Source organism: Sulfuriferula sp. GW1, assembly GCF_047300855.1.
Lineage (GTDB): Bacteria > Pseudomonadota > Gammaproteobacteria > Burkholderiales > Sulfuriferulaceae > Sulfuriferula.
Map to the genome: position 1 here is coordinate 1,300,981 of NZ_CP170197.1, position 23,713 is coordinate 1,324,693.

Sequence of the window (23,713 nt, forward strand, 5' to 3'; positions counted from 1 at the left end):
CATGGGTGTGGATATCGCCGTCATTGATTACGGGATGGGTAATCTGCGTTCGGTGTCCAAGGCGCTGGAGCATGTGGCACCTGCTGCAAGTGTCGCAGTCACTGCTGATCCGGATGTCATCCTGAATGCCGGACGCGTGGTATTCCCCGGCGTAGGTGCGATGGGCGACTGCATGCACGAGCTGCGCGAGCGTGGCTTGATCGAGGTGGTCAGGCAGGCTGCTGCCAGCAAGCCGTTCCTGGGTATTTGTCTGGGCATGCAGATGCTGTTCGAGCATAGCGAGGAAGGTGACGTCGCCGGTTTGGGTATACTGCCCGGTCGGGTATTGCGCTTCCCAAACGAAGCGATGCATGACAACGCGGGCAGCCGGCTGAAAGTACCGCACATGGGCTGGAATGAAGTTCACCAGGCAGTGCCGCATCCGATGTGGGGCGGCATTGTTGATGGCGCACGCTTTTATTTTGTGCATAGCTATTATGTGGAAGCAGGCAACCCGGATATGGTTTCAGCCTTTACGCTTTACCCGTTCCCGTTCACCAGCGCGGTGGCATCCAATAATATTTTTGCTGTGCAATTTCACCCGGAAAAAAGTCAGGCGGCCGGGCTTGCGTTACTGGGTAATTTTGTGACCTGGGACGGCAATATTTCTGCCAATCAATGTGACACTTTCAATACCCACTGTTCTCTATAGGCATTCCAAGTACCAATACCATGTTGATTATCCCCGCGATTGACTTGAAAGACGGACACTGCGTGCGTCTCAAACAGGGTCTGATGGAAGAGGCCACTGTATTTTCCGAAGACCCCGCCGAAATGGCGCGCCACTGGCTTGCGCAAGGCGCGCGCCGTCTGCATCTGGTGGATTTGAATGGTGCATTTGCGGGCAAGCCGGTCAATGAAGGCGCGATCAAAGCCATCGTGGACGCGGTGGGTGAAGATGTGCCGGTACAACTCGGCGGAGGCATCCGCGATCTCGACACCATTGCGCGCTACCTGGATGACGGTATTCGTTACGTCATTATCGGCACGGCAGCGGTGAAAACCCCGGGTTTTCTGCATGACGCCTGCAATGCTTTCCCCGGCCATATCATCGTCGGGCTGGACGCCAAGGAAGGCAAAGTGGCGGTGGAAGGCTGGTCCAAAATGACCCATCACGACGTGATTGATCTGGCACGAAAATTCCAGGACTACGGCGTGGAAGGGGTGATCTATACTGATATTGGTCGCGACGGGATGCTCTCTGGTGTCAACATCGAAGCGACGGTGAAGTTGGCGCAGGCGTTGACTATTCCTGTGATTGCCAGCGGTGGCATTACCAATCTGGACGACGTGCGTAATCTGTGCGCGTCAGAAAAGGAAGGCATCATGGGTGCGATTACGGGCCGTGCCATATACGAAGGTACGCTGGATTTCGCCGCTGCCCAGAAGCTTTCTGATGAGCTTTCAGAAGCATAATGGGGCTCGCCAAGCGCATTATTCCCTGTCTTGACGTGACAGCCGGCCGGGTAGTCAAGGGCGTCAATTTCGTCGGCCTGCGCGACGCCGGTGATCCGGTTGAAATCGCCCGTCGCTATGATCGTGAGGGTGCGGACGAGCTTACTTTTCTCGACATTACCGCCAGTTCTGATCAGCGCGACCTGATTTTGCACATCATCGAAGCCGTTGCTGCCGAGGTATTCATTCCGCTTACCGTGGGGGGCGGCGTACGTGAGGTCAACGACGTGCGTCGCCTGCTGAATGCGGGTGCCGACAAAGTCAGTATTAATACCACCGCCGTGACCAACCCGCAGGTGGTGGCTGACGCGGCAGCTCGCTTCGGATCACAATGTATCGTGGTGGCGATAGATGCGAAGGCCAGCAGCGATGGTAAATGGGAGGTGTACACCCATGGCGGGCGCCGCGCCACAGGCCTGGATGCGGTGGAATGGGCGCAAAAAATGCAGCAAATGGGGGCGGGCGAAATCCTCCTGACCAGCATGGATCGCGATGGTACCAAGAGCGGCTTCAATTTGCCGCTGACGCGCGCAGTATCGGACGCGCTAACAATCCCGGTGATTGCCAGTGGCGGCGTGGGGAACTTGCAAGATCTGGCCGACGGCGTGATACAAGGTCATGCCGATGCAGTTCTGGCGGCGAGTATTTTCCACTTTGGCGAATACACCGTGCATGAAGCCAAGCTTCACATGATGCAAAACGGGATCGAGGTCAGACTGTGAGCGTATCGGACAACTGGTTAAACAAAGTAAACTGGACTGAGGATGGTCTGGTGCCTGCGATTGCCCAGGACGCTGACAATGGTGACGTGTTGATGGTGGCGTGGATGAACCGAGAGGCGCTGAAACGTACTGTAGAGACCAACGAGGCGGTATATTGGTCTCGTTCGCGCAAGAAATTGTGGCACAAGGGCGAAGAATCCGGGCATGTGCAGAAAGTGAAGGAAATCCGCCTGGATTGTGATGAGGATGTGATTTTGCTCAAGGTTGAACAAATGGGTGGCATTTCCTGTCACACGGGGCGGCATGACTGCTTTTTTAAGAAGTATGAAAATGGTCAATGGGTGACTACAGAGCCGGTATTGAAGGATCCTGCGGAGATTTATCGCAAGTGAACGACATTCTCGAACGTCTCGGCGCTACCCTGGAAGCCCGCAAATCGAGTGCTGCCGGCTCGTCATATGTCGCCAGCCTGTATGCCAAGGGGCTTGATGCCATGCTGAAAAAAGTTGCCGAGGAGGCAGCCGAGACCATTATGGCGGCCAAGGATGGCGATCCGAAAAAAATCGTATATGAAACGGCTGATTTATGGTTTCATACCTTGATTCTACTGGCCAGCCAGGGTCTTGGTCCTCAGGACGTTCTTGATGAACTGGCACGCCGTGAGGGCGTGTCCGGACATGCGGAGAAGGCGGCACGGAGTAAACAATGACGGACTGCATTTTCTGTAAAATTGTGGCGGGCGAATTGCCCAGCAAAAAAGCCTTCGAAAATGATGAGTTGCTGGTATTCCACGATATTCACCCGGCGGCGCCAGTGCACTTGTTGATTATCCCCAAGGTGCATATTGCGTCGCTGGTGGAATGCGAGACACAGCATGAGGGCTTGCTTGGCCGTATGTTACTTCTGGCCCCCGAGCTGGCGCGAAAACATGGGCTGAATGACGGATTTCGTACTACGATCAACACAGGACGGGGTGGTGGGCAGGAAGTATTTCATCTGCACGTACACGTATTCGGCGGTGGTAAGATGCCGCATTTAATTTAACCAAGGAGACTCATCATGGGCAGCTTTAGCATTTGGCATTGGCTGATCGTTCTGGCTATTGTGCTGGTGGTATTCGGCACCAAAAAACTGCGCAATATAGGCAGCGATGTAGGTGGGGCGGTCAAGAACTTCAAGGAAGCGATGAAAGAGGGTGAGCAAGACAAAATTGATGGCGGCGCGAGCCGTGGCCAGACCATTGAAGGCGAAGTCAAAGAGAAAACCAAAGTTTGAGCGTAATTTGCTTAGGTTGAATTATGTTTGATATCGGATTTTCCGAGCTGGTAATGATCGGCGTAGTGGCGTTGATCGTGATTGGCCCTGAGCGTTTGCCTAAAGTTGCGCGTACAGCAGGCCATTTGCTGGGGCGCCTGCAACGCTATGTATCCACTGTTAAATCCGACATCAGCCGGGAAATGCAGTTGGATGAACTGAAGAAAGCCGGCGAACAATTCAAACAAAGCATGGAGAATACGGAAAACAGGATCTCCGAAGAAGTTATGGGTGCACAGAATGCCCTGAAAGGGATGGTGCATACGGAGCCGGAGGCAGTCACATCAGATACGGCTGCGCCTAATCAGGTAAGTGCAGAAACTCACTTCATTGATTCTCCTCAGGCTGAACTGGAACTGGAACCTGTCCATCTTCCCCAGAGCCATAACGTTACGCATGAACCAAACAATACCAAAGCATGAGCAACTCCGCTTCGCAGGAAACCTTTATCTCCCATTTGATCGAATTGCGCGACCGTTTGTTACGTTCGGTCATCGCAGTGGTCGTGATCTTCCTTGGCCTGTTCCACTGGGCCAATGATCTATATACCTTGCTTGCAGAACCCCTGTTGCATGCCCTTCCCAAAGGAGGCCAGCTGATTGCCACCGAGGTCACTGCACCGTTCCTGGTGCCGATTAAAGTGACACTGATGGCAGCTTTCCTGATTGCCTTGCCGTATATACTTTATCAAATCTGGGCGTTTATTGCGCCGGGCCTGTATTCGCATGAAAAACGTCTGGGTGTGCCACTGGTCGTTGCCAGCGTGGTGCTTTTTTTCTGTGGTATGGCATTCGCTTATTTCATGGTTTTCCCGGTGGTGTTTGGTTTTATTACCGGCGTGGCACCGGTCGGTGTGGCGGTGATGACCGATATCACTAAATACCTGGATTTCGTGATGACCATGTTCATGGCTTTCGGTATTACTTTTGAGGTCCCTGTCATAGTCGTGTTGTTGGTCAAAATAGGTGTGGTGAGTGTCAGTAAATTACGTGAAATTCGTCCCTACGTGATTGTCGGAGCATTTGTCATCGGGGCGATTTTTACGCCCCCGGATGTGATTTCACAGTCCATGCTCGCAGTGCCACTATGGTTGCTGTATGAACTGGGCATCGTAGTTGCCAGTTTTATTTCCAAGCCAAAACCGGTCAATTCAGAGACCTATCAGCCGCTTTCAGAAGAAGAGATGGATCGTGAACTCGATAATCTCGGTTCGGATGCTGACGCCAGGCGTATCGAGAAGTAATTGCCTGGTTGGTTTCCCCTTCTGACTTCCCTCCTTTTAAATTCCCCTGCTCGCTTAATGAATTATCAGCTTATTTAGCAGAGCTGGGATATTCAAAAATTTATCTGCACCAATATGGTGCAATATAGTTTGTAACGCACATAATTTGTGCATATTAATCAATATTTTTAACATGTAAATAGTTATCTAATTGATATATTAAATAAAAAAATATTGGTGCATAAATTGCTTAGGAATTGATCTTTCATTGGGGAGAGATATGGAAAATTTAAAAAATTCCAGCGACGTACTGTTTATTTTGCTGGGCGCGATTATGGTACTGGCGATGCATGCAGGTTTTGCTTTTCTGGAACTGGGAACAGTGCGCAAGAAAAATCAGGTGAACGCGCTGGTAAAGATACTGACCGATTTTTGTGTTTCAACGATCGCCTATTTCTTTATTGGCTACAGCATCGCCTACGGCGTAAGTTTTTTTAGCGGTGCTGAAGTGCTGGCTGCTAAAAGTGGATATGAACTGGTCAAATTCTTTTTCCTGCTGACCTTCGCGGCTGCAATTCCGGCTATTGTTTCGGGGGGCATTGCTGAACGCGCCAAATTTACCCCGCAACTTGCGGCGACCTTTGCGCTGGTTGGCTTTGTTTATCCATTTTTCGAGGGCATTGCCTGGAATAATCATTACGGTTTTCAAGACTGGCTAAAAACCAGTTTTGGCGCAAATTTTCATGATTTTGCCGGCTCTGTTGTGGTCCATGCAGTGGGGGGCTGGATTGCTTTGGCGGCTGTGCTGCTGCTGGGTGCGCGGCATGGGCGCTATCGTAAAAACGGCGAGATCGCTGCACATCCACCCTCCAGCATTCCTTTTCTGGCTTTGGGTGCCTGGATTCTGGTGGTGGGCTGGTTCGGTTTTAACGTCATGTCTGCGCAAACCATCGACAAGATTACCGGATTGGTAGCCGTCAACTCGCTTATGGCCATGGTCGGTGGCACGCTGGCTGCACTGGTTTTTGGTCGTAATGACCCAGGGTTTATCCATAATGGCCCCCTGGCGGGTCTGGTAGCCATTTGCGCAGGATCAGACGTGATGCATCCTCTGGGTGCGCTGGTGACAGGAGTGGTTGCGGGAGGGCTGTTTGTGTGGATGTTCACCATTACCCAAAACAAATGGAAGATAGACGATGTGTTGGGTGTGTGGCCATTGCATGGCCTGTGTGGCACCTGGGGAGGCCTGGCAGCGGGAATTTTCGGAGCAAAAGCGCTAGGGGGACTCGGTGGCGTTGCCTTCATGTCGCAATTGTTGGGAACACTGCTGGGTATTGCGGTTGCCTTGATAGGCGGCTTCGTGGTCTATGGTCTATTGAAGATGTTTGTGGGTATTCGCCTCAGCCAGGAGGATGAATTTAACGGCGCAGACCTTGCCATCCACAAGATTTCCGCGACGGCGGAACGCGAAACGAGCTGGTAATAGGGTAGCGTTTAAAAAAGCCGGGAATTCCCGGCTTTTTTGTATCATTTACATCGATTATTTTATACAGGGGCAGTGCGAAGTTTGTCAGGATTGAGGGGCGACGTTGCGTAATAGGGCCGATGCCAGAGTGGGGTCATCAAGCTGTTTTTGGAACCAGCGCAGCGCACGGCCCTTGTTTCGGCTGCGCCAGGCCAGATAGAGCGGTACCAGCGGTTTCGGTTCGGCCACCTCGCATATCACCAGGCGACCTGCCGTGACCTCTATCTCAGCCATAGAGCGCGGCAGGAAACCGGCACCCAGCCCGGCAATTTGTGCAGCGAGCTTGGCGGTTACATCGGGTACGGTCAGTACGTCTTGTCCGTCCAACAGGCCGCTGCTGCGGGTGGAAAGCTGACGTGAGGTGTCGGCTATGGCTATGGCGCGATGCTTGAGTAGTTCATGTGCAGTGATGGGTTGATCCACACTGGCCAGAGGGTGGCCCGGAGCCACCGCAAAGACGAATTCAGCATCGCCAATTTTATGTGTGACATACCCACCCCCCGGTGGTCCGTCGCCGGACACACCAATGACCAGATCCGCGCGGTTCGTCGCCAAAGCATCCCAACTACCGCCGAGTACTTCGTGGCTAAGACGCAGGCGGGTTCCGCTCATCTGCGTATAAAACGTTTCAATCAAAGGGAATAGGGCCGTGATATCGAGCATCATATCCAGCGCGATGCGCAGTTCCGTTTCCCACCCCGTGGCGACACGTTTTACCCGGCATTCCAGTGCGTCGGCAGCTTGTAAGAGTATACGACCTTCATCCAGCAGGACCCGGCCTGCTGGGGTGAGCAGGGCGCGGCGTCCGGCACGATCGAACAAGGCTACGCCTAGATCGCTCTCCAGTTTTTGCATGGTATAGGTGAGAGCGGAAGGTACACGGAACACTTCTTCCGCAGCTGCGGCAAAGCTGCCGCGCCGATCAATCGCATCCAGAATTTGCAGGGATTCCAGGGTGATTTTCATATTCAAATGAATTGATCTTGTTGCGCACGATTATCTCCCATAACCGGCAAAAAACGGCGGCTTGCTGGCCCCCGTTTCCAAGTCGTCCGGATATGCGCTGCGATAATCGGTCAGGCTACAGCTTGCTTGTGCACGCAGTACGGGCACGATACGCCCAGCACATAGTCTGCGGATTGCTGATCTTCAGGCGTCAATACGCTCCTGCAGGCAAAGCACATATTGGTTTGCGTAGGTTTGAGTTCGCCATCGAGCGCGACGCGCTTGTCGAACACGAAACACTCGCCATCGTAGTGTGCTGCGCCGCATTCCTCGAAATATTTGAGGATGCCGCCTTCCAGCTGGTATACCTGGCTGAAACCCTGTCCGGCCATGAATGGTGCCGCTTTTTCGCAGCGGATGCCGCCGGTGCAAAACGTGACGATAGGCATGTCGCGATAGTTCTTGAGCTGCTCGGTGGCTGCCGCAAAATCTCCAAAGCTGTGTAGTTTGAGATTTACCGCATTCTTGAACGTACCGACGCGGTATTCAAAATCGTTGCGGGTATCCACGATGATGAATTCGCGGCCTTCGTCGTACCATTTTTTCAGTTCATTGGCGGGGAGCTGGGGCGCTGGGTGACTGGTACGTTCGAAATCAGGCTGATGAAAGGTGATGATTTCTTTTTTCAGCTTGACCAGCATGCGGTTAAATGGAATGTCGTCCGACATACTGCGTTTGATGGCGATGTCGGCAAAGCGCGCATCCGCGGTGAGCCAGTCAATAAAGGTTTCCAATTCGGCGGCAGCGCCGGCGAGGAACATATTGATGCCCTCAGGCGTGAGCAGCACGGTACCCTTGAGCCCGCGGGTACGTTCACGGAAGGTTTCGCGCAGGGCGGGCAGGTCTTCCAGTGGCACAAAACGGTAAGCAGCGATGTTAAGAATGGCTGGCATGATTCGGAGATTCAAAGGCTTATAAACAGACGGTATTATACCCTGCCGCAACCGGGTAAAATCAGCAGATGCCCGATCCCGAGTTTATCCATCTCCGCCTGCATTCCGAATACTCCATCAGCGACGGCATCGTACGCATCGACAACGCGGTGCAACGCGCCGTGGCGGATGCCATGCCTGCGCTGGCCTTAACCGACCTATCCAATTTATTCGGGATGGTGAAATTTTATCAATCTGCGCGCAGCCAGGGCGTCAAACCCATCCTGGGCTGCGACGTGTGGATGAGCAATGACTCCGATCGCGATCGGCCCAGTCGCCTTTTGCTGCTGGCGCAAAACCGCGACGGCTTTCGCCGCCTGTCTGAATTGCTGACCCGCGCCTACCGTGAAAACATGTATCGCGGTCGTGCGGAACTGCGCCAGGCATGGTTTGGTGAAAGCGGTACCGCCGGGCTGATTGCCCTGTCCGGCGCGCAATTGGGTGATGTGGGGCAGGCGCTGCTGGCGGGTAATAAGGACGCGGCGCAAGCCGTGGCCAGCCGCTGGGCAGCGCTGTTCCCCGATCGCTATTACCTGGAAATCCAGCGCAGCGGCCATGTCGAGGCTGAAAACTGTCTGCAGGCCACGCTGCCGTTGGCGCTGGCACTGGATTTGCCGGTGGTGGCTACCCATCCCATACAGTTTCCTGAACGCCAGGATTTCAAGGCGCACGAGGCGCGCGTGTGCATCGCGGAAGGCGCATTGCTGGCCGATCGTCGCCGTCCGCGCATGTTTACCGAGGAGCAGTATTTCAAAACCCGGGCGGAAATGACGGCGCTGTTCGCCGATATTCCCGAAGCGCTGACCAACAGCGTAGAAATCGCCAAACGCTGCTCGCTGAGCATGGAGCTGGGAAAAAGCATGCTGCCGCAATTCCCCACGCCGGCGGGCATGACACTCGATGAGCACTTGCGGGAACGCTCCCAGGAAGGCCTGGCTGGGCGCATGGCGTTGCTGTACCCAGACGTTGCCGAACGCGACAAACGCTACCCGGAATATCAGGAACGTCTGCAATTCGAGCTCGGCACCATTATCCAGATGGGTTTCCCCGGCTATTTTTTGATCGTGGCAGACTTTATCAACTGGGCCAAAAATAACGGTGTGCCGGTGGGGCCGGGACGTGGCTCCGGTGCGGGTTCATTGGTGGCTTATGTGCTTGGCATTACCGACATCGACCCGATCCCGTACGACCTGCTGTTCGAGCGATTCCTGAACCCGGAGCGGGTGTCCATGCCCGACTTCGACGTGGATTTCTGCCAGGACGGGCGCGAACGCGTTATCAACTACGTCAAGGACAAGTACGGGCGCGAGGCCGTATCGCAGATCGTGACCTTTGGCACCCTCGGCTCCAAGTCGGTGATCCGCGACGTCGGGCGCGTGCTGGACATGCCCTATCTCCTGTGCGACCAGCTCTCCAAACTGGTGCCGATTGAGGGAGTCAAGCCGGTCTCGTTGCAAAAAGCCCTGGAAACCGAACCGCAACTCAAGGACCGTTACGATAACGAGGAAGACGTGCGCGAGTTGTTCGACCTGGCGCAAAAGCTGGAAGATCTGACCCGCAACGTTGGCATGCATGCAGGCGGGGTGCTGATCGCGCCGGGCAAGCTTACCGATTTTTGCCCGCTCTACATTGCCGAAGGCTCGGATTCTGCCGTGTCGCAGTTCGACAAGGACGATGTGGAAAAAGCGGGTCTGGTGAAATTCGACTTCCTTGGCCTGCGCACGTTGACCATTCTTGATTGGGCAATGCGTTATGTCGCAGCATTGTCGCCCGATGGCAAAGCACCATTCAGCCTGGAAACCCTGCCATTGAATGATCGGCGCAGCTACGCGCTGCTGAAGGCCTGCAATACCACAGCGGTATTCCAGCTCGAATCGCGCGGCATGAAAGACTTGATCCGGCGTCTGCAGCCGGATTGTTTCGAGGACGTGGTGGCGTTGGTGGCACTGTTCCGTCCCGGTCCGCTGGAGTCGGGCATGGTGGACGACTTCATCAACCGCAAACACGGCAAGGCACGTGTGGACTACATGCATCCCACGCTGGAAGACACCCTCAAGCCCACCTACGGCGTGATCGTTTATCAAGAGCAGGTGATGCAGATCGCCCAGGTCATGGGCGGTTATACGCTGGGCTCGGCCGATTTGCTGCGTCGTGCCATGGGTAAGAAAAAGGCTGAAGAGATGGCCGAGCACCGTGATATTTTCGTCAACGGTGCGGTAGCCAAAGGAATCGATGCCAAGCAGGCTACTTACATCTTCGACTTGATGGAGAAGTTCGCCGGCTATGGCTTCAATAAATCACACTCGGCCGCCTATGCACTGGTCGCTTATCACACGGCCTATCTAAAGGCCCACTATCCGGCGGCATTCATGGCCGCCACCTTATCCGCGGATATGGATGCCACGGACAAGGTGAAAAATTTCTACGAAGATACCCTGGCCAATGGTCTGGAGGTATTGCCGCCGGATATCAACCTGTCCGGTTACCGCTTTGCCCCGGAAAACGACAAACAGATCCGCTATGGTCTGGGTGCAGTTAAAGGGACCGGCGAGGCAGCGATCAGCGCCATTGTTGCGGCACGCGAAAAAGACGGTCCATTTAAGGATCTGTTCGATCTTGTACGGCGTGTGGACAAGCGCAGTGTGAACCGGCGCACGTTAGAATCACTGATTCGGGCGGGAGCGTTCGACAGCCTGAACGATCATCGCGCGGCGCTGCTGGCTTCAGTCGGTATGGCGCTGGATCTGGCCGAGCAGGCAGCGGCTGATATCAATCAGGTTAGCCTGTTTGGTGATCTCGACAATCATCCGGACAGTCAACCATCTCTGGCGGATGTTCCGCGCTGGCACGAGAAAGAAAAATTGCTGCAGGAAAAAACCGCTTTGGGGTTTTATTTCAGCGGGCATCCGTTCGATGCGTATGCGCCCGAACTGGCCGGGCTGGCTAAACTGCGCCTGAAGGATGTTGCACCCAGTCCTCAGCCGGTATTGCTGGTAGGCATTATCTCGGCGTTGCGCGCGCAGATGACGCGGCGCGGAAAAATGGCCTTTGTCCAATTGGACGATGGAACAGCAACGCTCGAAGTGCCGGTCTTCAATGAGGTATTCGAGCGGCATCGCGAGTGGCTCAAGGAAGACCGCTTGTTGTTGGTAGAAGGCAAGGTGTCGAAAGACGATTACTCGGGTGGTCTGCGCGTAATGGTGGACAAGCTCTACGACCTCGCCGCTGCGCGTACCCGTTATGCAAAATCGCTCAAGCTTGCCATGAACGGACAATCCAGCGCTGGCAAACTATTGGACATACTGCAGCCGTACCGCTCCCAGGAAGGCGGTTGCCCGGTACGAATTGCATATCACAATGGCCCGGCTGCCTGCGAACTGGCACTGGGCGACAACTGGCGCGTGGAACTGCATGATGGTTTGCTCGAAGTGCTGAATGGCTGGTTAAGCCGCGATAATGTTCGAGTCGAGTTCTGAGCCGGACTCTATGCAAATAAAAAACGGGTGGTTTTCCACCCGTTTTTTATTTATTCAATAAATCAAATAGATAATGATTTCTGATCGATCTGTGCAAGAAATTTTCGAAAATTAATTGACATGAAAGTAATAATATTAGAAAATTCTTATAACGCTGATCTTCAGCTCTTTCCCAAGAGCTCAGTGTTGTCTCCTCCTCCTCCTTAATAAGAGGATTTCGCCCGGCAGCGTTACGCGCCGGGCATTTTTTTGTCCTGAATTTCAAGAAAGATCCGGTCAGCTAAGCCGGTTTGGCATGCGGGAAATCATTTATCCCTCAGCATTTCGCCGGGATGCGCATGCTCTGTCGCCAGATTGTAAACACGCAATAAATCTTCTTCGCTCACGTCTATGTAGGACTGAATTTCCGACAAGGCGTAGACCAAGTCACTGTGCCGAATAAGATATTTCTCGGGTAGATGCAGATGGGATTCCACTTCCGCTATGTGAGCTTCCTGTTTAGCGCGAAACAGATGGTTAAAGACCATCGCTGCCACTACCAGAATGCCGGCATTCACCAGGATGGGAAAAAGTGCATAGCCGAACCCCATCGCGTGAATCTCCGGTCCGCCCATCACTGCGATAAAAGCAGTGGCACCGCCCGGCGGATGGATGCAATGCAAGTAGTACATACAAACAATGGACAGTCCGAGTGCCAGCGGTGTGGCAATGAATAGATTGGGTACCAGCCACGCACATGCAATCCCGATCAGTGCAGAGCTAACATGCCCCCCCAGAACTGCCCACGGCGTGGAAAATGCGCTATGCGGGGCGGCAAAAAGCAATACGGCACTGGCGCCCATCGATGCTACGATCAAAATTGCATGATGGCCCGGAACCCACTGGCTGGTCCATAGCGTCAGGGCAATACCCACTGCGCCACCCAAGCCGGAAATCCATTTTTCACGGTGACCGGGCAAGGGCAACTGGTGCGAGGGAGTAATGCCAAGGTTTTTCATTATGTACTTCATTGATGACGATGCTTTATACGATAGTGTTGGATAGTTTTACGCGAATAGCGACTGGATCGGTTGGTTAAGCCGTTTGACCCCGTGGCGCGCGAATCAGGTTTGCTGCGGCGCATCAGCCTGTTGTTCTGGTGCTGCCTGTATAAAAGCGGGCTGAGCCATGCAATGGCGATAGATCCGATCGATACGTGGATAAGCCGCGATATCGCAGCCTGCGCGCGCTGCACTCCATACCTGGGGTACCAGGCAACAATCGGCCAAGGTGGGTTGGTTACCAAAGCAGTAAGGCGCGTCGTCCTGGCGTGCGAGTAAACACTCCACGATGTCAAAACCCTGTTCTACCCAGTGCCGGTACCAGATATTTTTCTGCTCTTCGGTCACGCCCAGAATGTTTTTCAAATACAGTTGCACCCGCAGGTTGTTGACGGGGTGGATATCACAGGCAATGACATTAACCAGTTCCAGTACTCGCGCACGTTGTAGCGGATCTGCGGGAGTCAGGCGGGGCTCCGGATAGCGGCTATCAAGATAATCGAGAATGGCCAGTGATTGGCCGAGGCAGACATCCCCATCGACCAGCACCGGGACGCCGCCTGAAGGATTGCGGTCAAGGAATGCCTGCTGGTGTTGCTCGCCGGCGCGCAGATTTACGGCTCGATATTCATAGCTAACCCCTTTGAGCGCAAGAGCGATACGGACCCGGAAAGCGGTTGAACTGCTGAAAAAACTGAAGAGTTGCATGGTATGGCTCCTGTAATGTATCCAAGCTTGTGATCCACCTGGCGCTGAGCGAATTGTCCTTTGAGGCAAGATCAAACGCCGGTTTTGATATCCCGTCGATGTGTGCTCCGGGGGGTAATGGTCCAGATCCGAGGGCGCCGTCCTTGATGTCGACCTTGAAAGCGCCTGAAAGTCAGGCAGTTTAAGATGCTTTTATTTATAATAAAAACGAAATATTATGATGCTTTGTATCGGAATTATCGATAGATGGATATAGAACAGGCGCGCACTTTTCTCCATGTGGTCGCCATAGGGAATTTTCTGGGCGCCGCCGAAAAACTACACGTTACCCAATCTACTGTGAGTGTCCGCATCCAGAATCTGGAAAGGAAACTGGGCGCAAAATTATTCAGCCGGGGCAAGCAGGGTGCGGCATTGACGGCGGCGGGGCAGCGCTTCGTGCGCCACGCTCAGACGCTGGTGCGCACCGCGGATATCGCCAGGCAGGATGTGGGTTTGCCCGATGGATATTCGGGCGGCTTGACCGTCAGCGGACGGATCGCTTTATGGGAAGGTTTTTTATCACGCTGGGTGGCATGGATGCGAGAAACTGCTCCAGCGGTTTCCTTGCGCCTGGAGATCGGTTTCGAGCCAGGATATCATGCAGGGTCTGGTGCAGAACACACTGGATATCGGCTTGATGTACACGCCCGAAGCACGTCCGGGACTAGGCCTGGAGCGCTTGTTTGATGAAACACTGATATTGGTAACGACCGACAGGATGCGCCCCTGGCCCGATCCCGGTTATGTCCATGTGGACTGGGGCACGGAATTCTTTCACCAGTTCTCCCTGCATTTTCCTGACCATCCGCCCCCGGCGCTGAGCGCAAATGTTGGCTGGCTGGGCATCCAGCAACTGCTGACATCGGGTGGTTCGGCGTACTTTCCGCTGCGTATGGTTCGCACGCTTCTTGCCAAAAACCGCTTGCACCGTGTGCCTGACATCCCTCATTTTTCGGTGACTGCGCACATGGTGTATCCCCTGTCACGCAATGATGATTTTCTGCAGCAGGCGCTGGCGGGTTTACGGCTGCTGGGGCGGGAGGAGCGGCGTGGACAGACTATGGATACAGATATCAGCCTAAGCCTCTGAAGATGGCGCGAATGCCGGCAAGATGGCTTTTGCCGGCGCAGGGAACAGGAAAAAAGGCATGACCGTCTTATTTCACTCGCATTCCGGGCACTGCGCCGTCATCCGGCGACAGGATATACAACCCCGGCGTTTCGCCTGAAGCGGCCAATACCATGCCTTCGGAAACGCCGAATTTCATCTTGCGCGGCGCCAGATTGGCGACCATCACGGTCATGCGGCCGATCAGTTTTTCCGGATCGTAGGCGGATTTGATGCCGGCAAAAACATTGCGGGTTTTGCCTTCGCCGATGTTCAGGGTCAGACGAATCAGCTTGTCCGCGCCTTCCACGTGCTCCGCGTTGACGATTTTTGCCACGCGCAGGTCGATCCTGGCGAAATCATCTACCGTGATGGTGTCGGCTATCGGGGCGATGGAGTGGGCTTGTGCCTCGGCGTGCCGTGCCGGAGAGTGGGTCTCAGCCGCAGGTTCCAGGCTTTGCTGGTTGGCAGCCACCAGGGCGTCGACCTGCTTCTGCTCGACACGCGTCATCAAGTGGCTGTAGGCGTTGATGCTGTGGTTGGTCAGTAGCGTGCCGGCATCCGTCCAGGTCAGCGCGGCGATATTGAGGAAGGATTCTACCTCGGTGGCGAGCTTGGGCAGCACTGGTTTGAGATAAAGTGTGAGCAGTCGGAACAGGTTGACGCTGACCGAGCAGACTTCATGCAACAGCGCCTCGCGGCCTTCCTGTTTGGCCAGTTCCCAGGGTTTGTTGTCGTTGACGTACTGATTGGCCAGGTCGGTGAGGCGCATGATTTCGCGCAACGCTTTGCCGTATTCGCGCGTCTCGTAGCATTCGCCGACGAGCGTGGCGGCGTGCTGAACTTCGCCGAGCAATTCCGAGGCGGGCAGGCTGGCAGCCAGTTTGCCGTCAAAGTGCCTGGCGATGAAACCCGCGGTGCGGCTGGCGATATTGATGTATTTACCCACCAGGTCGCTGTTCACCCGGGCGACAAAGTCGGCCAGATTCAGATCCAGGTCTTCCATGCTGCCGTTGATCTTGGCGGCGTAGTAGTAGCGCAGCCATTCCGGGTTCATGCCGCTGGCTAGGTAGCTTTCAGCGGTGATGAAGGTCCCGCGCGACTTGGACATCTTGGCGCCGTTGACGGTGAGAAACCCGTGCGCAAACACGCCGTTCGGAGTGCGGTAGCCGGCGTTTTTCAGCATGGCCGGCCAGAACAGGGCGTGGAAATAAAGGATGTCCTTGCCGATGAAGTGGTATAGCTCGGTGCCGGAATTACTGTGCCACCAGGCGTCAAAGTCCAGGTTTTTTTCCGCCGCGAGCTTTTTGAAGCTGGCCATATAGCCGATAGGTGCGTCCAGCCAGACATAAAAATACTTGCCCGGCGCGCCGGGGATTTCAAAGCCGAAGTAGGGCGCGTCGCGCGAAATGTCCCAGTTTTGCAGTCCTGCGGAAAACCATTCGTCCAGCTTGTTGGCAGCCTCCTGCTGGAGTGCGCCGGAGCGTGTCCATTCGCGCAGGAACGCTTCGCAGGCACCGAGCTTGAAGAAGTAATGCTCGGATTCGCGCCGTACCGGCGTGCTGCCGGACACAGCCGACACCGGGTTGACCAGGTCGGTGGGCGTATAGGTCGCGCCGCATACCTCGCAGCCGTCGCCATACTGGTCCTGCGCGCCGCATTTTGGGCACTGGCCCTTGATGAAGCGGTCCGGCAGGAACATTTCCCGAACTGGATCGTAGTATTGCTCGATGGTCTTTTTCTCGATCAGTCCGGCTTCGCGCAGCTTTAGATAGACCGTGCTGGACAGTTCGCGGTTTTCCTCGGAATTGGTCGAGTGATAACTGTCGAAACCGACGTGAAAGCCGGTGAAATCGCGCAGGTGCTCGCCATGCACGCGCGCGATCAATTGTTCCGGCGTGATGCCTTCCTTCTCGGCGCGCAGCATGATGGGCGTGCCGTGGGTGTCGTCGGCGCATACGTAATAGCATTCATGCCCGTGCATTTTCTGGAAGCGCACCCAGATATCGGTCTGGATGTATTCCACCAGGTGACCGAGGTGGATGGCGCCATTGGCGTAGGGCAAGGCGGAGGTGACGAGAATTTTGCGGGTCATGGGAGTCGATTTTTCATTGGACGGGAGAGGGTTTTCGTATCGCAGCGATACGCGAAATTTATTTCAGCCCCATGGTCAGGTAGGCGGACAGCACCATGCCAAGCACGGCGAGTAACAAGGTGGAAAGCGCCGCCATGTTGACCCAGTAACCGTCCGGAATTTCCACCGGCTTGAGGGTGCGCAGCACACGCCGGTACTGGATCACCGCGAGTACGGCCATCAGGCTGCCGAGCAGAATGAAACCCAGTCCCACCCAGAACGAGATGCCGCGCTCCAGATGCTGGGGCATCTGTGGCGCGAGCATGTGCAGGAACAGGCCGAAGCGCTCGACCACAAAGCCGAATGCCATCAGCGTGAGGCAAGTGCGGTTCCAGGCCAGCAGCGTGCGCTCGGCGGCGAAAAATACGCGTGGATCGTTCAGGTCGGACATGGCTTAGCCGCTCAGTCAGCCAGCAACTGGGTCAGCACGAAGGGCAGAATGCCGCCGCTCTGGTAATAATCCACCTCGATCGGTGTGTCGATGCGCAGCTTCACCGCCGCTGTATCGGTCGAACCATCAGCGCGGTGGATCACCAGCGTTACGTCCTGCTGTGGAGCGATGCCGTGTTCCAGGCCGAGCAGGTCGAAAGTCTCACTGCCGTCCAGATTCAGAGCGTCCGCGCCTGCACCATCCTTGAACTGGCAGGGCAGTACACCCATGCCCACCAGGTTGGCACGGTGGATGCGCTCAAAGCTTTTCGCTATCACCGCCTTCACGCCCAGCAGGCGCGTGCCCTTGGCTGCCCAGTCGCGGCTGGAACCGGTACCGTATTCCTCGCCGGCGAAAATCATCAGTGGAGTGCCTTCCTGCTGGTATTGCATGGCCGCATCATAGATCGCCATTTCCGCGCCATCGGGCTGGTGTTTCGTCACACCGCCCTCGCTGCCGGGCAATATCAGGTTCTTGATACGCACGTTGGCGAAGGTGCCGCGCATCATCACCTCGTGGTTGCCGCGGCGAGCGCCATAGCTGTTGAAATCGGCACGGTCCACGCCGTGTTCCTGCAGAAATTTTCCTGCCGGGGAACTGGGCTTGATGGACCCGGCCGGACTGATGTGGTCGGTGGTGACGGAATCGCCGAACACCGCCAGCGCGCGTGCACCATGAATCACGCCGCTGTCGCCCGCTGCGCCGTCGAAAAACGGCGGCTGCTGGATGTAGGTAGATGCAGCATCCCAATCATATACCGCGCCAGTTGGCGCCGGCACAGCGGCCCATAGAGGGTTGTCGGCACTGAAGTCGGCGTAAAGTTTGCGGTAGGTGTCCGGGTTGGTGGCGGTGCCCATCACTGCGGCCACTTCGTCCAGGGACGGCCAGATATCCCTGAGGTATACCGGGGCGCCATCGCGGCCCGTACCCAGCGGCTCGGTTGCCAGATCCTTGTTCATGGTTCCGGCGATGGCGTAGGCCACCACCAATGGCGGGCTCATCAGGAAATTGGCTTTCACGTTCTGATGCACGCGCGCCTCGAAGTTGCGATTGCCGGAGAGCACCGAAGCGGCGATCAGGTCGTTGCCGGTAATCGCGGACTCAATTGCGGCAGGCAACGGGCCGGAGTTGCCGATGCAGGTGGTGCAGCCGTAGCCCACCAGCTTGAAGCCCATCGCGCCCAGCGGGTCCAGCAGATTGGCGGCTTTCAGATATTCGGTCACCACGCGCGAGCCGGGGCCGAGCGAGGTCTTGACGTGAGGGGAAACGACCAGGCCTTTTTCCGCGGCCTTTTTCGCCAGCAGGCCGGCGGCCAGCATCACGCTGGGGTTGGAGGTGTTGGTGCAGGAGGTAATCGCGGCGATCACCACGTCGCCGTGTCCGAGCGTTCCGCCTTGTGCAGCCGTGTAGACCGCATTGCTGGCAAGATGGTCTGGGGTGGGGCGGTTGTCCACCATTTCGCGTTCAATTACCACCGCCGGGTCGGTGCCGCCGGCCGGCAGGGTGTCGCTGTTTTGCACGCCACCGCCTGCGATATCCGTTCCGGCGGGGGCCGGCGTGAGCGCCACACGCTGCGCCAGCGTCCCGGCAGCCTTGCCGTAGCCGCCCTCGGCCACCGGTTTGGCAAACAGCCCGGCAAAAGCCTGTTTGACGTGATCCAGCTCGATGCGGTCCTGCGGGCGGCGCGGGCCAGCCACGCTGGGCACCACGCTGCCCAGGTCGATTTCCAGCACTTGCGAGTAGTCGCAGTCGCCAGCCTGGGGGATGCCGAACAAGCCCTGTGCCTGGAAATAATTGCGGATGGTAGCGACCTGTTCAGCACTGCGGCCAGTGGCGGCGTAATAGGCGCAGGTGGCTTCGTCCACCGGGAAGAAACCCATGGTCGCGCCGTATTCAGGAGCCATGTTGGCAATGGTGGCGCGGTCAGGCAGTGACAGTGCCGCAGCACCTGCGCCGAAAAATTCGACGAACTTGCCCACCACCTTCGCCTTGCGCAGCATTTCGGTCACGGTCAGCACCACGTCAGTGGCGGTCACGCCCTCGCGAATTTTGCCATTCAGGTGCACGCCGACCACGTCCGGGGTGAGGAAATACACCGGCTGGCCGAGCATGCCGGCTTCCGCCTCGATGCCACCCACGCCCCAGGCGACGATGCCCAGACCGTTGATCATGGTGGTGTGGGAGTCGGTGCCCACCAGGGTGTCCGGGTAATGTACGCCGTCCTTCTCCATCACCCCGCGTGCCAGGTATTCCAGGTTGACCTGATGCACGATGCCGATGCCGGGCGGCACCACCTTGAAGGTATCGAATGCCTGCATGCCCCATTTCAGGAACTGGTAGCGCTCGCGGTTGCGGATGAATTCCAGCTCCATATTCTTTTGCAGCGCGTCGGGCTGGTTGAACACGTCCACCTGCACCGAGTGATCCACCACCATGTCTACCGGCACCAGCGGCTCGATTACCTGGGGATTCTTGCCTGCTCGCGCAGTTGCCGAGCGCATCGCCGCCAGATCGGCGAGCAGCGGTACCCCGGTGAAATCCTGCAGCAGAATGCGCGCCACCACGAAAGGGATTTCCTCGGTGCGCTTGCCGTTGGGCTGCCAGCTGGCCAGTTCGCGAATGTGCTGCTCGGTGATTTTCAGGCCGTCGCAATTGCGCAGCACGGCTTCCAGCACGATGCGGATGGATACCGGCAAACGCGATATTTTCCCTACCCCGGCGGCTTCCAGTGCAGGTAGCGAATAAAACCGGCCAATGCCGCCATTGCCGAGCGGAAATTCGGAGAGGGTGTCGAACAACTGGTGGGGAACGTGCATGGTAAAAAAACCCGGGATTGAAATAGCATGATTTTACCGTACTTTGCGAAACGAAAATTGCGCACAGTCTGAAGCCGCATGAAGTAGGCCTTTGCAGCGATTGATTCGTGTCATCCAGAAGAATGTACTAACGATCAGGCAGCATATTTATTCTTGATTAGACAAGAATATTTACGCCGAAATATTTTTGTGATACCACTGGCAACGCGCACATGCGCCGGCAGAGTCATCCCTCGATATACCAGGAGAAAATAATGAACGCAGTAGTGGACTTCCAGCAATACAGCAATGGCAACTTTGAACAGATCCGCACCCGTTTCGATGCAGAGTACGGTGTCATGTGGTCATTCATGAGGCCTGAACCCAGGCCTTGTTTTACCAAGACAACTTTGCAGGACTTGTTGCAGCACCATACATATCAGGAAAACATGAAAGGGCGCACTATTTCAAATGGAAGTTTTCAGAAGACGAACTATCTGATTCTGGCCTCGGACTTGCCGGGAGTATTTAATCTGGGTGGTGACTTGGCTGCGTTTGGCGAAGCGATCAGGGCTCAAACGCGCAAGGAGTTATTGACGTACGCCAGGCTATGTATTGATAACGTTTGGACCTTATATAACATGCAGGCCCCAATCACGACCATTTCCCTTGTTCAGGGTCAGGCGATGGGTGGAGGGTTTGAAGGCGCGCTTTCTACCCATGTCATGATCGCGGAAAAGAGCGCTCGAATGGGGTTGCCAGAGGTGTTGTTCAATCTCTTTCCGGGCATGGGCGCGTTGAGTTTTCTGTCCCGCAAAATCGGCATGCGCGCAGCTGAAGCCATGGTGCGCTCGGGTAAGGTATATACAGGGGAGGAACTGTATGAGATGGGTGTGGTGGATGTGCTGGCCGAAGACGGGCAGGGTGAAAAAGCCCTCTACGACTGGATACGCAAGAATCACCGTTCGTTGAATTCTTTCCAGGCCATACAGCGCGCCAAGCAGCGTGTAAACCCGCTTACTGTAGAAGAATTATACGAAATCACCGAGATTTGGGTGGATGCGGCGCTGCGCTTGAGTGAACGCGATCTCAAGATCATGGAGCGTCTGGTACGGGCGCAGAACCGCAAAGTGACGGAGCCGGCAATAGCAGAGCAAGCTATCGCATGAGGACTCAGCGCGCGGCTGTCTGCCGACGACTGAGGTAGTCTTCGATAGCAGCCCGCGCCGCTGTGTAGTCAGTGCGTAATAGTCCGAGCATGGCGATACCGCGAAAGCGCAGTTCGCCAGGATCAGCTCGATCCATGGTTTCGGCGCGGACGAAGACCCCTCGGGCACCGACGCTCAGGCTATTGCCTTTGAGCGCGTGGCAATGGTCGCGCAGTGCACCGTATTGCTTGTGCTTGACCGCGTATTCGATCTTGTCCAGTAATTCGCCTGAATCACGCAAGTAGTTGCGTAATAGGCGTTGCACAAACAAGGCATCCCCCGCCCCCAGGATTTCCAGTTCGCTGAGCGTGGCGGCATCCAGCACTGCGTTGGTTTCCGAACTGGCCGGAACCGGATTGGGATGGGAACCGCCCATGACCGTATCCAGCCAGGTTTCAGCGGTGGTGTCAGGCATGCCTAGCAGGTTTGCGATGGTGCTGAACAAAGTGGAGGCATCTACAGGTTTGCTCAGGAAGGCATCGAACCCGGCTTCCTTGCCTGATTGGCGCGCACCGGGAGTGGCATTGGCGGTAAGCAGTATGAAACGAGTGCGAGTGTCGTCCGGCCTGGTGAAGCGATAGAGCTTCAAGGCATCCGTTCCGCTCATGCCCGCCATATTGAGATCGGCGATAACCAGATCGAAGTTGGCGCGTTCAAGTTGATCGAGCAACTCTTCGCCATTGTTTGCCAAAGATATCTGGTGACCGGCCAACTCCAGCAAGCGCAGCAATATTTTCTGATTGGTGGCATCGTCCTCGCATACGAGGATGCGCAGCGAACTGCCGAGGCGGGCATCACGTGTAGTGGGTAACGGCACGATCCCGGCACGTTCGGGCTGAGTCAGCAGCGTTTTTTCCAGCGGCATGTCAAACCAGAAACGGCTGCCTATATTTTCTGCGCTTTCGAAAGAGAGGCGCCCCCCCATGGCTTCCACCAGATGCTTGGAAATGGTCAGCCCCAGCCCGCTACCACCGAAGCGACGGGTCGTGGAGATGTCAGCCTGGGTGAAACTCTCAAATATTTTGCCCTGTGCACTGGTGGGAATGCCTACGCCGGTATCTGCGACTTCAAAACGCAGATTGCAGTGATGCTCGTCTTCCCCGAGCAAGGTGACGGATAGGGTGACGCCGCCAAGTTCTGTGAATTTGATGGCGTTGCCTACCAGATTGGCAAGCACCTGTTGCAGCCGGTGAGGATCGCCGCGCAGCATGTCGATTGTGGTTGCGATATGGGTATCCAGGTGGATATTTTTGGCTTCAGCATTGGAATGAAAAATTTTTACGGTTTCTTCCAGCAGCTTATGTACGGAAAAGCTGGTGTGCTCGATAGTCAGCTTGCCATCCTCGATTTTGGCGAAATCCAGCACATTACTCAGAAGAGCTACCAGTAATCTGGAAGAACTGTCCAGCGTGTCGAGCAAATCACGTTGCTCGCTATTGAGTGGGGTGGCTTTAAACAAGGTGCCGATACCGATAATACCATTGAGCGGCGTGCGAATCTCATGGCTCATGTTGGCCACAAAGCGGGTTTTCGCGGCGCTGGCTTCCTCGGCTTTATGCCTGGCCTCGTTCATTCGCCCTATCAAAGCAGCAACATAAATCGGCAGGGCAACCAGCATAACCAATACGCTATAGCTAATAGGTGGGTGATTTTTCCAATAGGGGGAGATTAAAATGATGAGACCGAATCCCGCGATACTCAATATTTGAGAATGAAAAAGATATTTTTTCCCGAAGCGAAATCCATTGCCGAATATGACCCATAAATAAACGCCTACCAGTAGAACACCGACTTCACCGGTAAACATTATCAGTAATGTAACGGTCCCGATATCTATCCATGCTCCCACCAAACGACGTACAACAGATGGCTTGCTGCTATATAGAATAGAACCGATAAGTGCCGAGGAAAGCAGCAGGAAGGAACCGATAATGATCAACGAGATGGTCTCGTTATAACTAAGCGTGGCCCTGGAGAAATAATAGTACAGTAACAGATAGGTAAAAACGGCCACTCCCATACCCAGCCGAATCAACGATTGCTCAAGCTCCACCCTGTCGCATCTCGCAACATGATCGGTGAACCAGATTTTCATTTTCCCCAGCATGCTCATGGTTGGTCTGCTTTACTGCGTAGTGTATTGCCGCCTGCCATTTTCGAGCAGGGTGCGAGCTATTTTTGACAGTTGTGCTGCGCGTGCGGGCTTGGTCAGGCAGGCCGTGACGCCTGCTTTCAGCAATTGCTGATGAATATTTTCATCTTTCAGCGCAGTCACCACGATTATCGGACACATGGGCTCGATTCTTGAATCGCGTACGGCATGGATGAAATGGATGCCATCCATCTGATACATCCGGTAATCGGTGACAATCAGGTCTACCTGTTTTTGACCCAGCCATTCGAGCGCGGCCTTGGGATCGGTCATGGTTACAATGCGCAAATCCATGGAAATGGATTTCATCACGGCAGTATGGATCGCCAGGACCATGGGTTGATCATCAATGATGAGCACGGTCTGGCGATAGGTAGGCGCACTGCGTATATTGCGGACGGACATA

The 23,713-nt window shown here is 55.3% G+C and carries 23 protein-coding genes; 14 read left to right on the top strand and 9 right to left on the bottom strand.

Annotation, left to right across the window (positions count from 1 at the left end; translation table 11 throughout):
• Position 1 precedes the first annotated feature (1 nt).
• The 10 genes from hisH to ACFDAU_RS06585 all read left to right on the top strand — a co-directional run bounded on the left by hisH (position 2) and on the right by ACFDAU_RS06585 (position 6,235).
• Positions 2–691, top strand: coding sequence for an imidazole glycerol phosphate synthase subunit HisH (gene hisH, locus ACFDAU_RS06540; protein WP_413439185.1), 690 nt, complete (start codon positions 2–4; stop codon positions 689–691).
• A 20-nt stretch (positions 692–711) separates the two neighbouring features.
• The gene (gene hisA, locus ACFDAU_RS06545; RefSeq protein ID WP_413439186.1) at positions 712–1,455 is read left to right on the top strand and encodes a 1-(5-phosphoribosyl)-5-[(5-phosphoribosylamino)methylideneamino]imidazole-4-carboxamide isomerase; all 744 of its coding nucleotides are present in this window, start codon (positions 712–714) and stop codon (positions 1,453–1,455) included.
• Positions 1,455–2,216, top strand: a complete 762-nt coding sequence (gene hisF, locus ACFDAU_RS06550) for an imidazole glycerol phosphate synthase subunit HisF (protein WP_124706285.1) — start codon at positions 1,455–1,457, stop codon at positions 2,214–2,216. The genes hisA and hisF overlap by 1 nt, the downstream gene beginning before the upstream one ends.
• Positions 2,213–2,608, top strand: coding sequence for a phosphoribosyl-AMP cyclohydrolase (hisI, locus tag ACFDAU_RS06555; RefSeq protein ID WP_413439187.1), 396 nt, complete (start codon positions 2,213–2,215; stop codon positions 2,606–2,608). The genes hisF and hisI overlap by 4 nt, the downstream gene beginning before the upstream one ends.
• A complete protein-coding gene (locus tag ACFDAU_RS06560) occupies positions 2,605–2,925 on the top strand; it encodes a phosphoribosyl-ATP diphosphatase (protein WP_413439188.1) in 321 nt (106 codons plus the stop codon). The genes hisI and ACFDAU_RS06560 overlap by 4 nt, the downstream gene beginning before the upstream one ends.
• Complete coding sequence (locus tag ACFDAU_RS06565) at positions 2,922–3,260, top strand: histidine triad nucleotide-binding protein (protein WP_124706282.1); 339 nt, start codon at positions 2,922–2,924, stop codon at positions 3,258–3,260. The genes ACFDAU_RS06560 and ACFDAU_RS06565 overlap by 4 nt, the downstream gene beginning before the upstream one ends.
• Before the next feature lie 15 nt (positions 3,261–3,275).
• Complete coding sequence (tatA, locus tag ACFDAU_RS06570; RefSeq protein WP_124706281.1) at positions 3,276–3,491, top strand: Sec-independent protein translocase subunit TatA; 216 nt, start codon at positions 3,276–3,278, stop codon at positions 3,489–3,491.
• 23 nt (positions 3,492–3,514) lie between these two features.
• Positions 3,515–3,952 carry a Sec-independent protein translocase protein TatB gene (gene tatB, locus ACFDAU_RS06575; RefSeq protein ID WP_413439189.1) on the top strand — a complete coding sequence of 146 codons (438 nt, stop codon included), beginning with the start codon at positions 3,515–3,517 and terminating at the stop codon, positions 3,950–3,952.
• Entirely contained in the window at positions 3,949–4,773 is an 825-nt protein-coding gene (gene tatC / locus ACFDAU_RS06580) for a twin-arginine translocase subunit TatC (RefSeq protein WP_413439190.1), read from the top strand. Before tatB ends, tatC begins: the two co-directional genes overlap by 4 nt.
• 259 nt (positions 4,774–5,032) lie before the next feature.
• Positions 5,033–6,235 (top strand): ammonium transporter, encoded by a 1,203-nt coding sequence (locus tag ACFDAU_RS06585; protein ID WP_413439191.1) that lies wholly within the window; start codon positions 5,033–5,035, stop codon positions 6,233–6,235.
• A gap of 87 nt (positions 6,236–6,322) precedes the next feature.
• On the opposite strand, the gene ACFDAU_RS06590 is transcribed toward ACFDAU_RS06585, so the two are convergent.
• Both ACFDAU_RS06590 and ACFDAU_RS06595 read right to left on the bottom strand, forming a co-directional pair.
• A complete protein-coding gene (locus tag ACFDAU_RS06590; RefSeq protein WP_413439192.1) occupies positions 6,323–7,243 on the bottom strand; it encodes a LysR family transcriptional regulator in 921 nt (306 codons plus the stop codon).
• Between the two features lie 110 nt (positions 7,244–7,353).
• Positions 7,354–8,175, bottom strand: coding sequence for a sulfurtransferase (locus ACFDAU_RS06595; RefSeq protein WP_413439193.1), 822 nt, complete (start codon positions 8,173–8,175; stop codon positions 7,354–7,356).
• A gap of 68 nt (positions 8,176–8,243) precedes the next feature.
• Between ACFDAU_RS06595 and dnaE the strand changes: the two genes are divergently transcribed.
• The gene (dnaE, locus tag ACFDAU_RS06600) at positions 8,244–11,690 is read left to right on the top strand and encodes a DNA polymerase III subunit alpha (protein WP_413439194.1); all 3,447 of its coding nucleotides are present in this window, start codon (positions 8,244–8,246) and stop codon (positions 11,688–11,690) included.
• Between the two features lie 305 nt (positions 11,691–11,995).
• On the opposite strand, the gene ACFDAU_RS06605 is transcribed toward dnaE, so the two are convergent.
• Positions 11,996–12,688: an HPP family protein gene (locus tag ACFDAU_RS06605; protein ID WP_413439195.1), complete on the bottom strand. Its 693-nt coding sequence runs from the start codon at positions 12,686–12,688 to the stop codon at positions 11,996–11,998.
• 105 nt (positions 12,689–12,793) lie between these two features.
• On the bottom strand, positions 12,794–13,438 hold the full coding sequence (maiA, locus tag ACFDAU_RS06610) for a maleylacetoacetate isomerase (RefSeq protein WP_413439196.1): 645 nt from the start codon (positions 13,436–13,438) through the stop codon (positions 12,794–12,796).
• Between the two features lie 246 nt (positions 13,439–13,684).
• Between maiA and ACFDAU_RS06615 the strand changes: the two genes are divergently transcribed.
• Positions 13,685–14,167, top strand: a complete 483-nt coding sequence (locus tag ACFDAU_RS06615; protein ID WP_413439197.1) for a LysR family transcriptional regulator — start codon at positions 13,685–13,687, stop codon at positions 14,165–14,167.
• Positions 14,079–14,570 carry a hypothetical protein gene (locus ACFDAU_RS06620; protein WP_413439198.1) on the top strand — a complete coding sequence of 164 codons (492 nt, stop codon included), beginning with the start codon at positions 14,079–14,081 and terminating at the stop codon, positions 14,568–14,570. Before ACFDAU_RS06615 ends, ACFDAU_RS06620 begins: the two co-directional genes overlap by 89 nt.
• A 67-nt stretch (positions 14,571–14,637) precedes the next feature.
• Here the strand turns inward: ACFDAU_RS06620 and metG are convergent, their stop codons facing one another.
• The 3 genes from metG to ACFDAU_RS06635 are packed head-to-tail and all read right to left on the bottom strand — an operon-like array spanning position 14,638 to position 19,968.
• A complete protein-coding gene (metG, locus tag ACFDAU_RS06625; RefSeq protein ID WP_413439199.1) occupies positions 14,638–16,683 on the bottom strand; it encodes a methionine--tRNA ligase in 2,046 nt (681 codons plus the stop codon).
• A 58-nt stretch (positions 16,684–16,741) separates the two neighbouring features.
• Positions 16,742–17,113 carry a YidH family protein gene (locus ACFDAU_RS06630; protein WP_413439200.1) on the bottom strand — a complete coding sequence of 124 codons (372 nt, stop codon included), beginning with the start codon at positions 17,111–17,113 and terminating at the stop codon, positions 16,742–16,744.
• A gap of 11 nt (positions 17,114–17,124) precedes the next feature.
• The gene (locus ACFDAU_RS06635; RefSeq protein ID WP_413439201.1) at positions 17,125–19,968 is read right to left on the bottom strand and encodes an aconitate hydratase; all 2,844 of its coding nucleotides are present in this window, start codon (positions 19,966–19,968) and stop codon (positions 17,125–17,127) included.
• A 254-nt stretch (positions 19,969–20,222) separates the two neighbouring features.
• On the opposite strand from ACFDAU_RS06635, the gene ACFDAU_RS06640 reads away from it, so the two are divergent.
• Positions 20,223–21,116 carry a crotonase/enoyl-CoA hydratase family protein gene (locus tag ACFDAU_RS06640; RefSeq protein ID WP_413439202.1) on the top strand — a complete coding sequence of 298 codons (894 nt, stop codon included), beginning with the start codon at positions 20,223–20,225 and terminating at the stop codon, positions 21,114–21,116.
• Between the two features lie 4 nt (positions 21,117–21,120).
• On the opposite strand, the gene ACFDAU_RS06645 is transcribed toward ACFDAU_RS06640, so the two are convergent.
• Positions 21,121–22,728 (bottom strand): ATP-binding protein, encoded by a 1,608-nt coding sequence (locus tag ACFDAU_RS06645; RefSeq protein WP_413439203.1) that lies wholly within the window; start codon positions 22,726–22,728, stop codon positions 21,121–21,123.
• 552 nt (positions 22,729–23,280) lie between these two features.
• Positions 23,281–23,712: a response regulator gene (locus tag ACFDAU_RS06650; protein WP_413439204.1), complete on the bottom strand. Its 432-nt coding sequence runs from the start codon at positions 23,710–23,712 to the stop codon at positions 23,281–23,283.
• Position 23,713 lies beyond the last annotated feature (1 nt).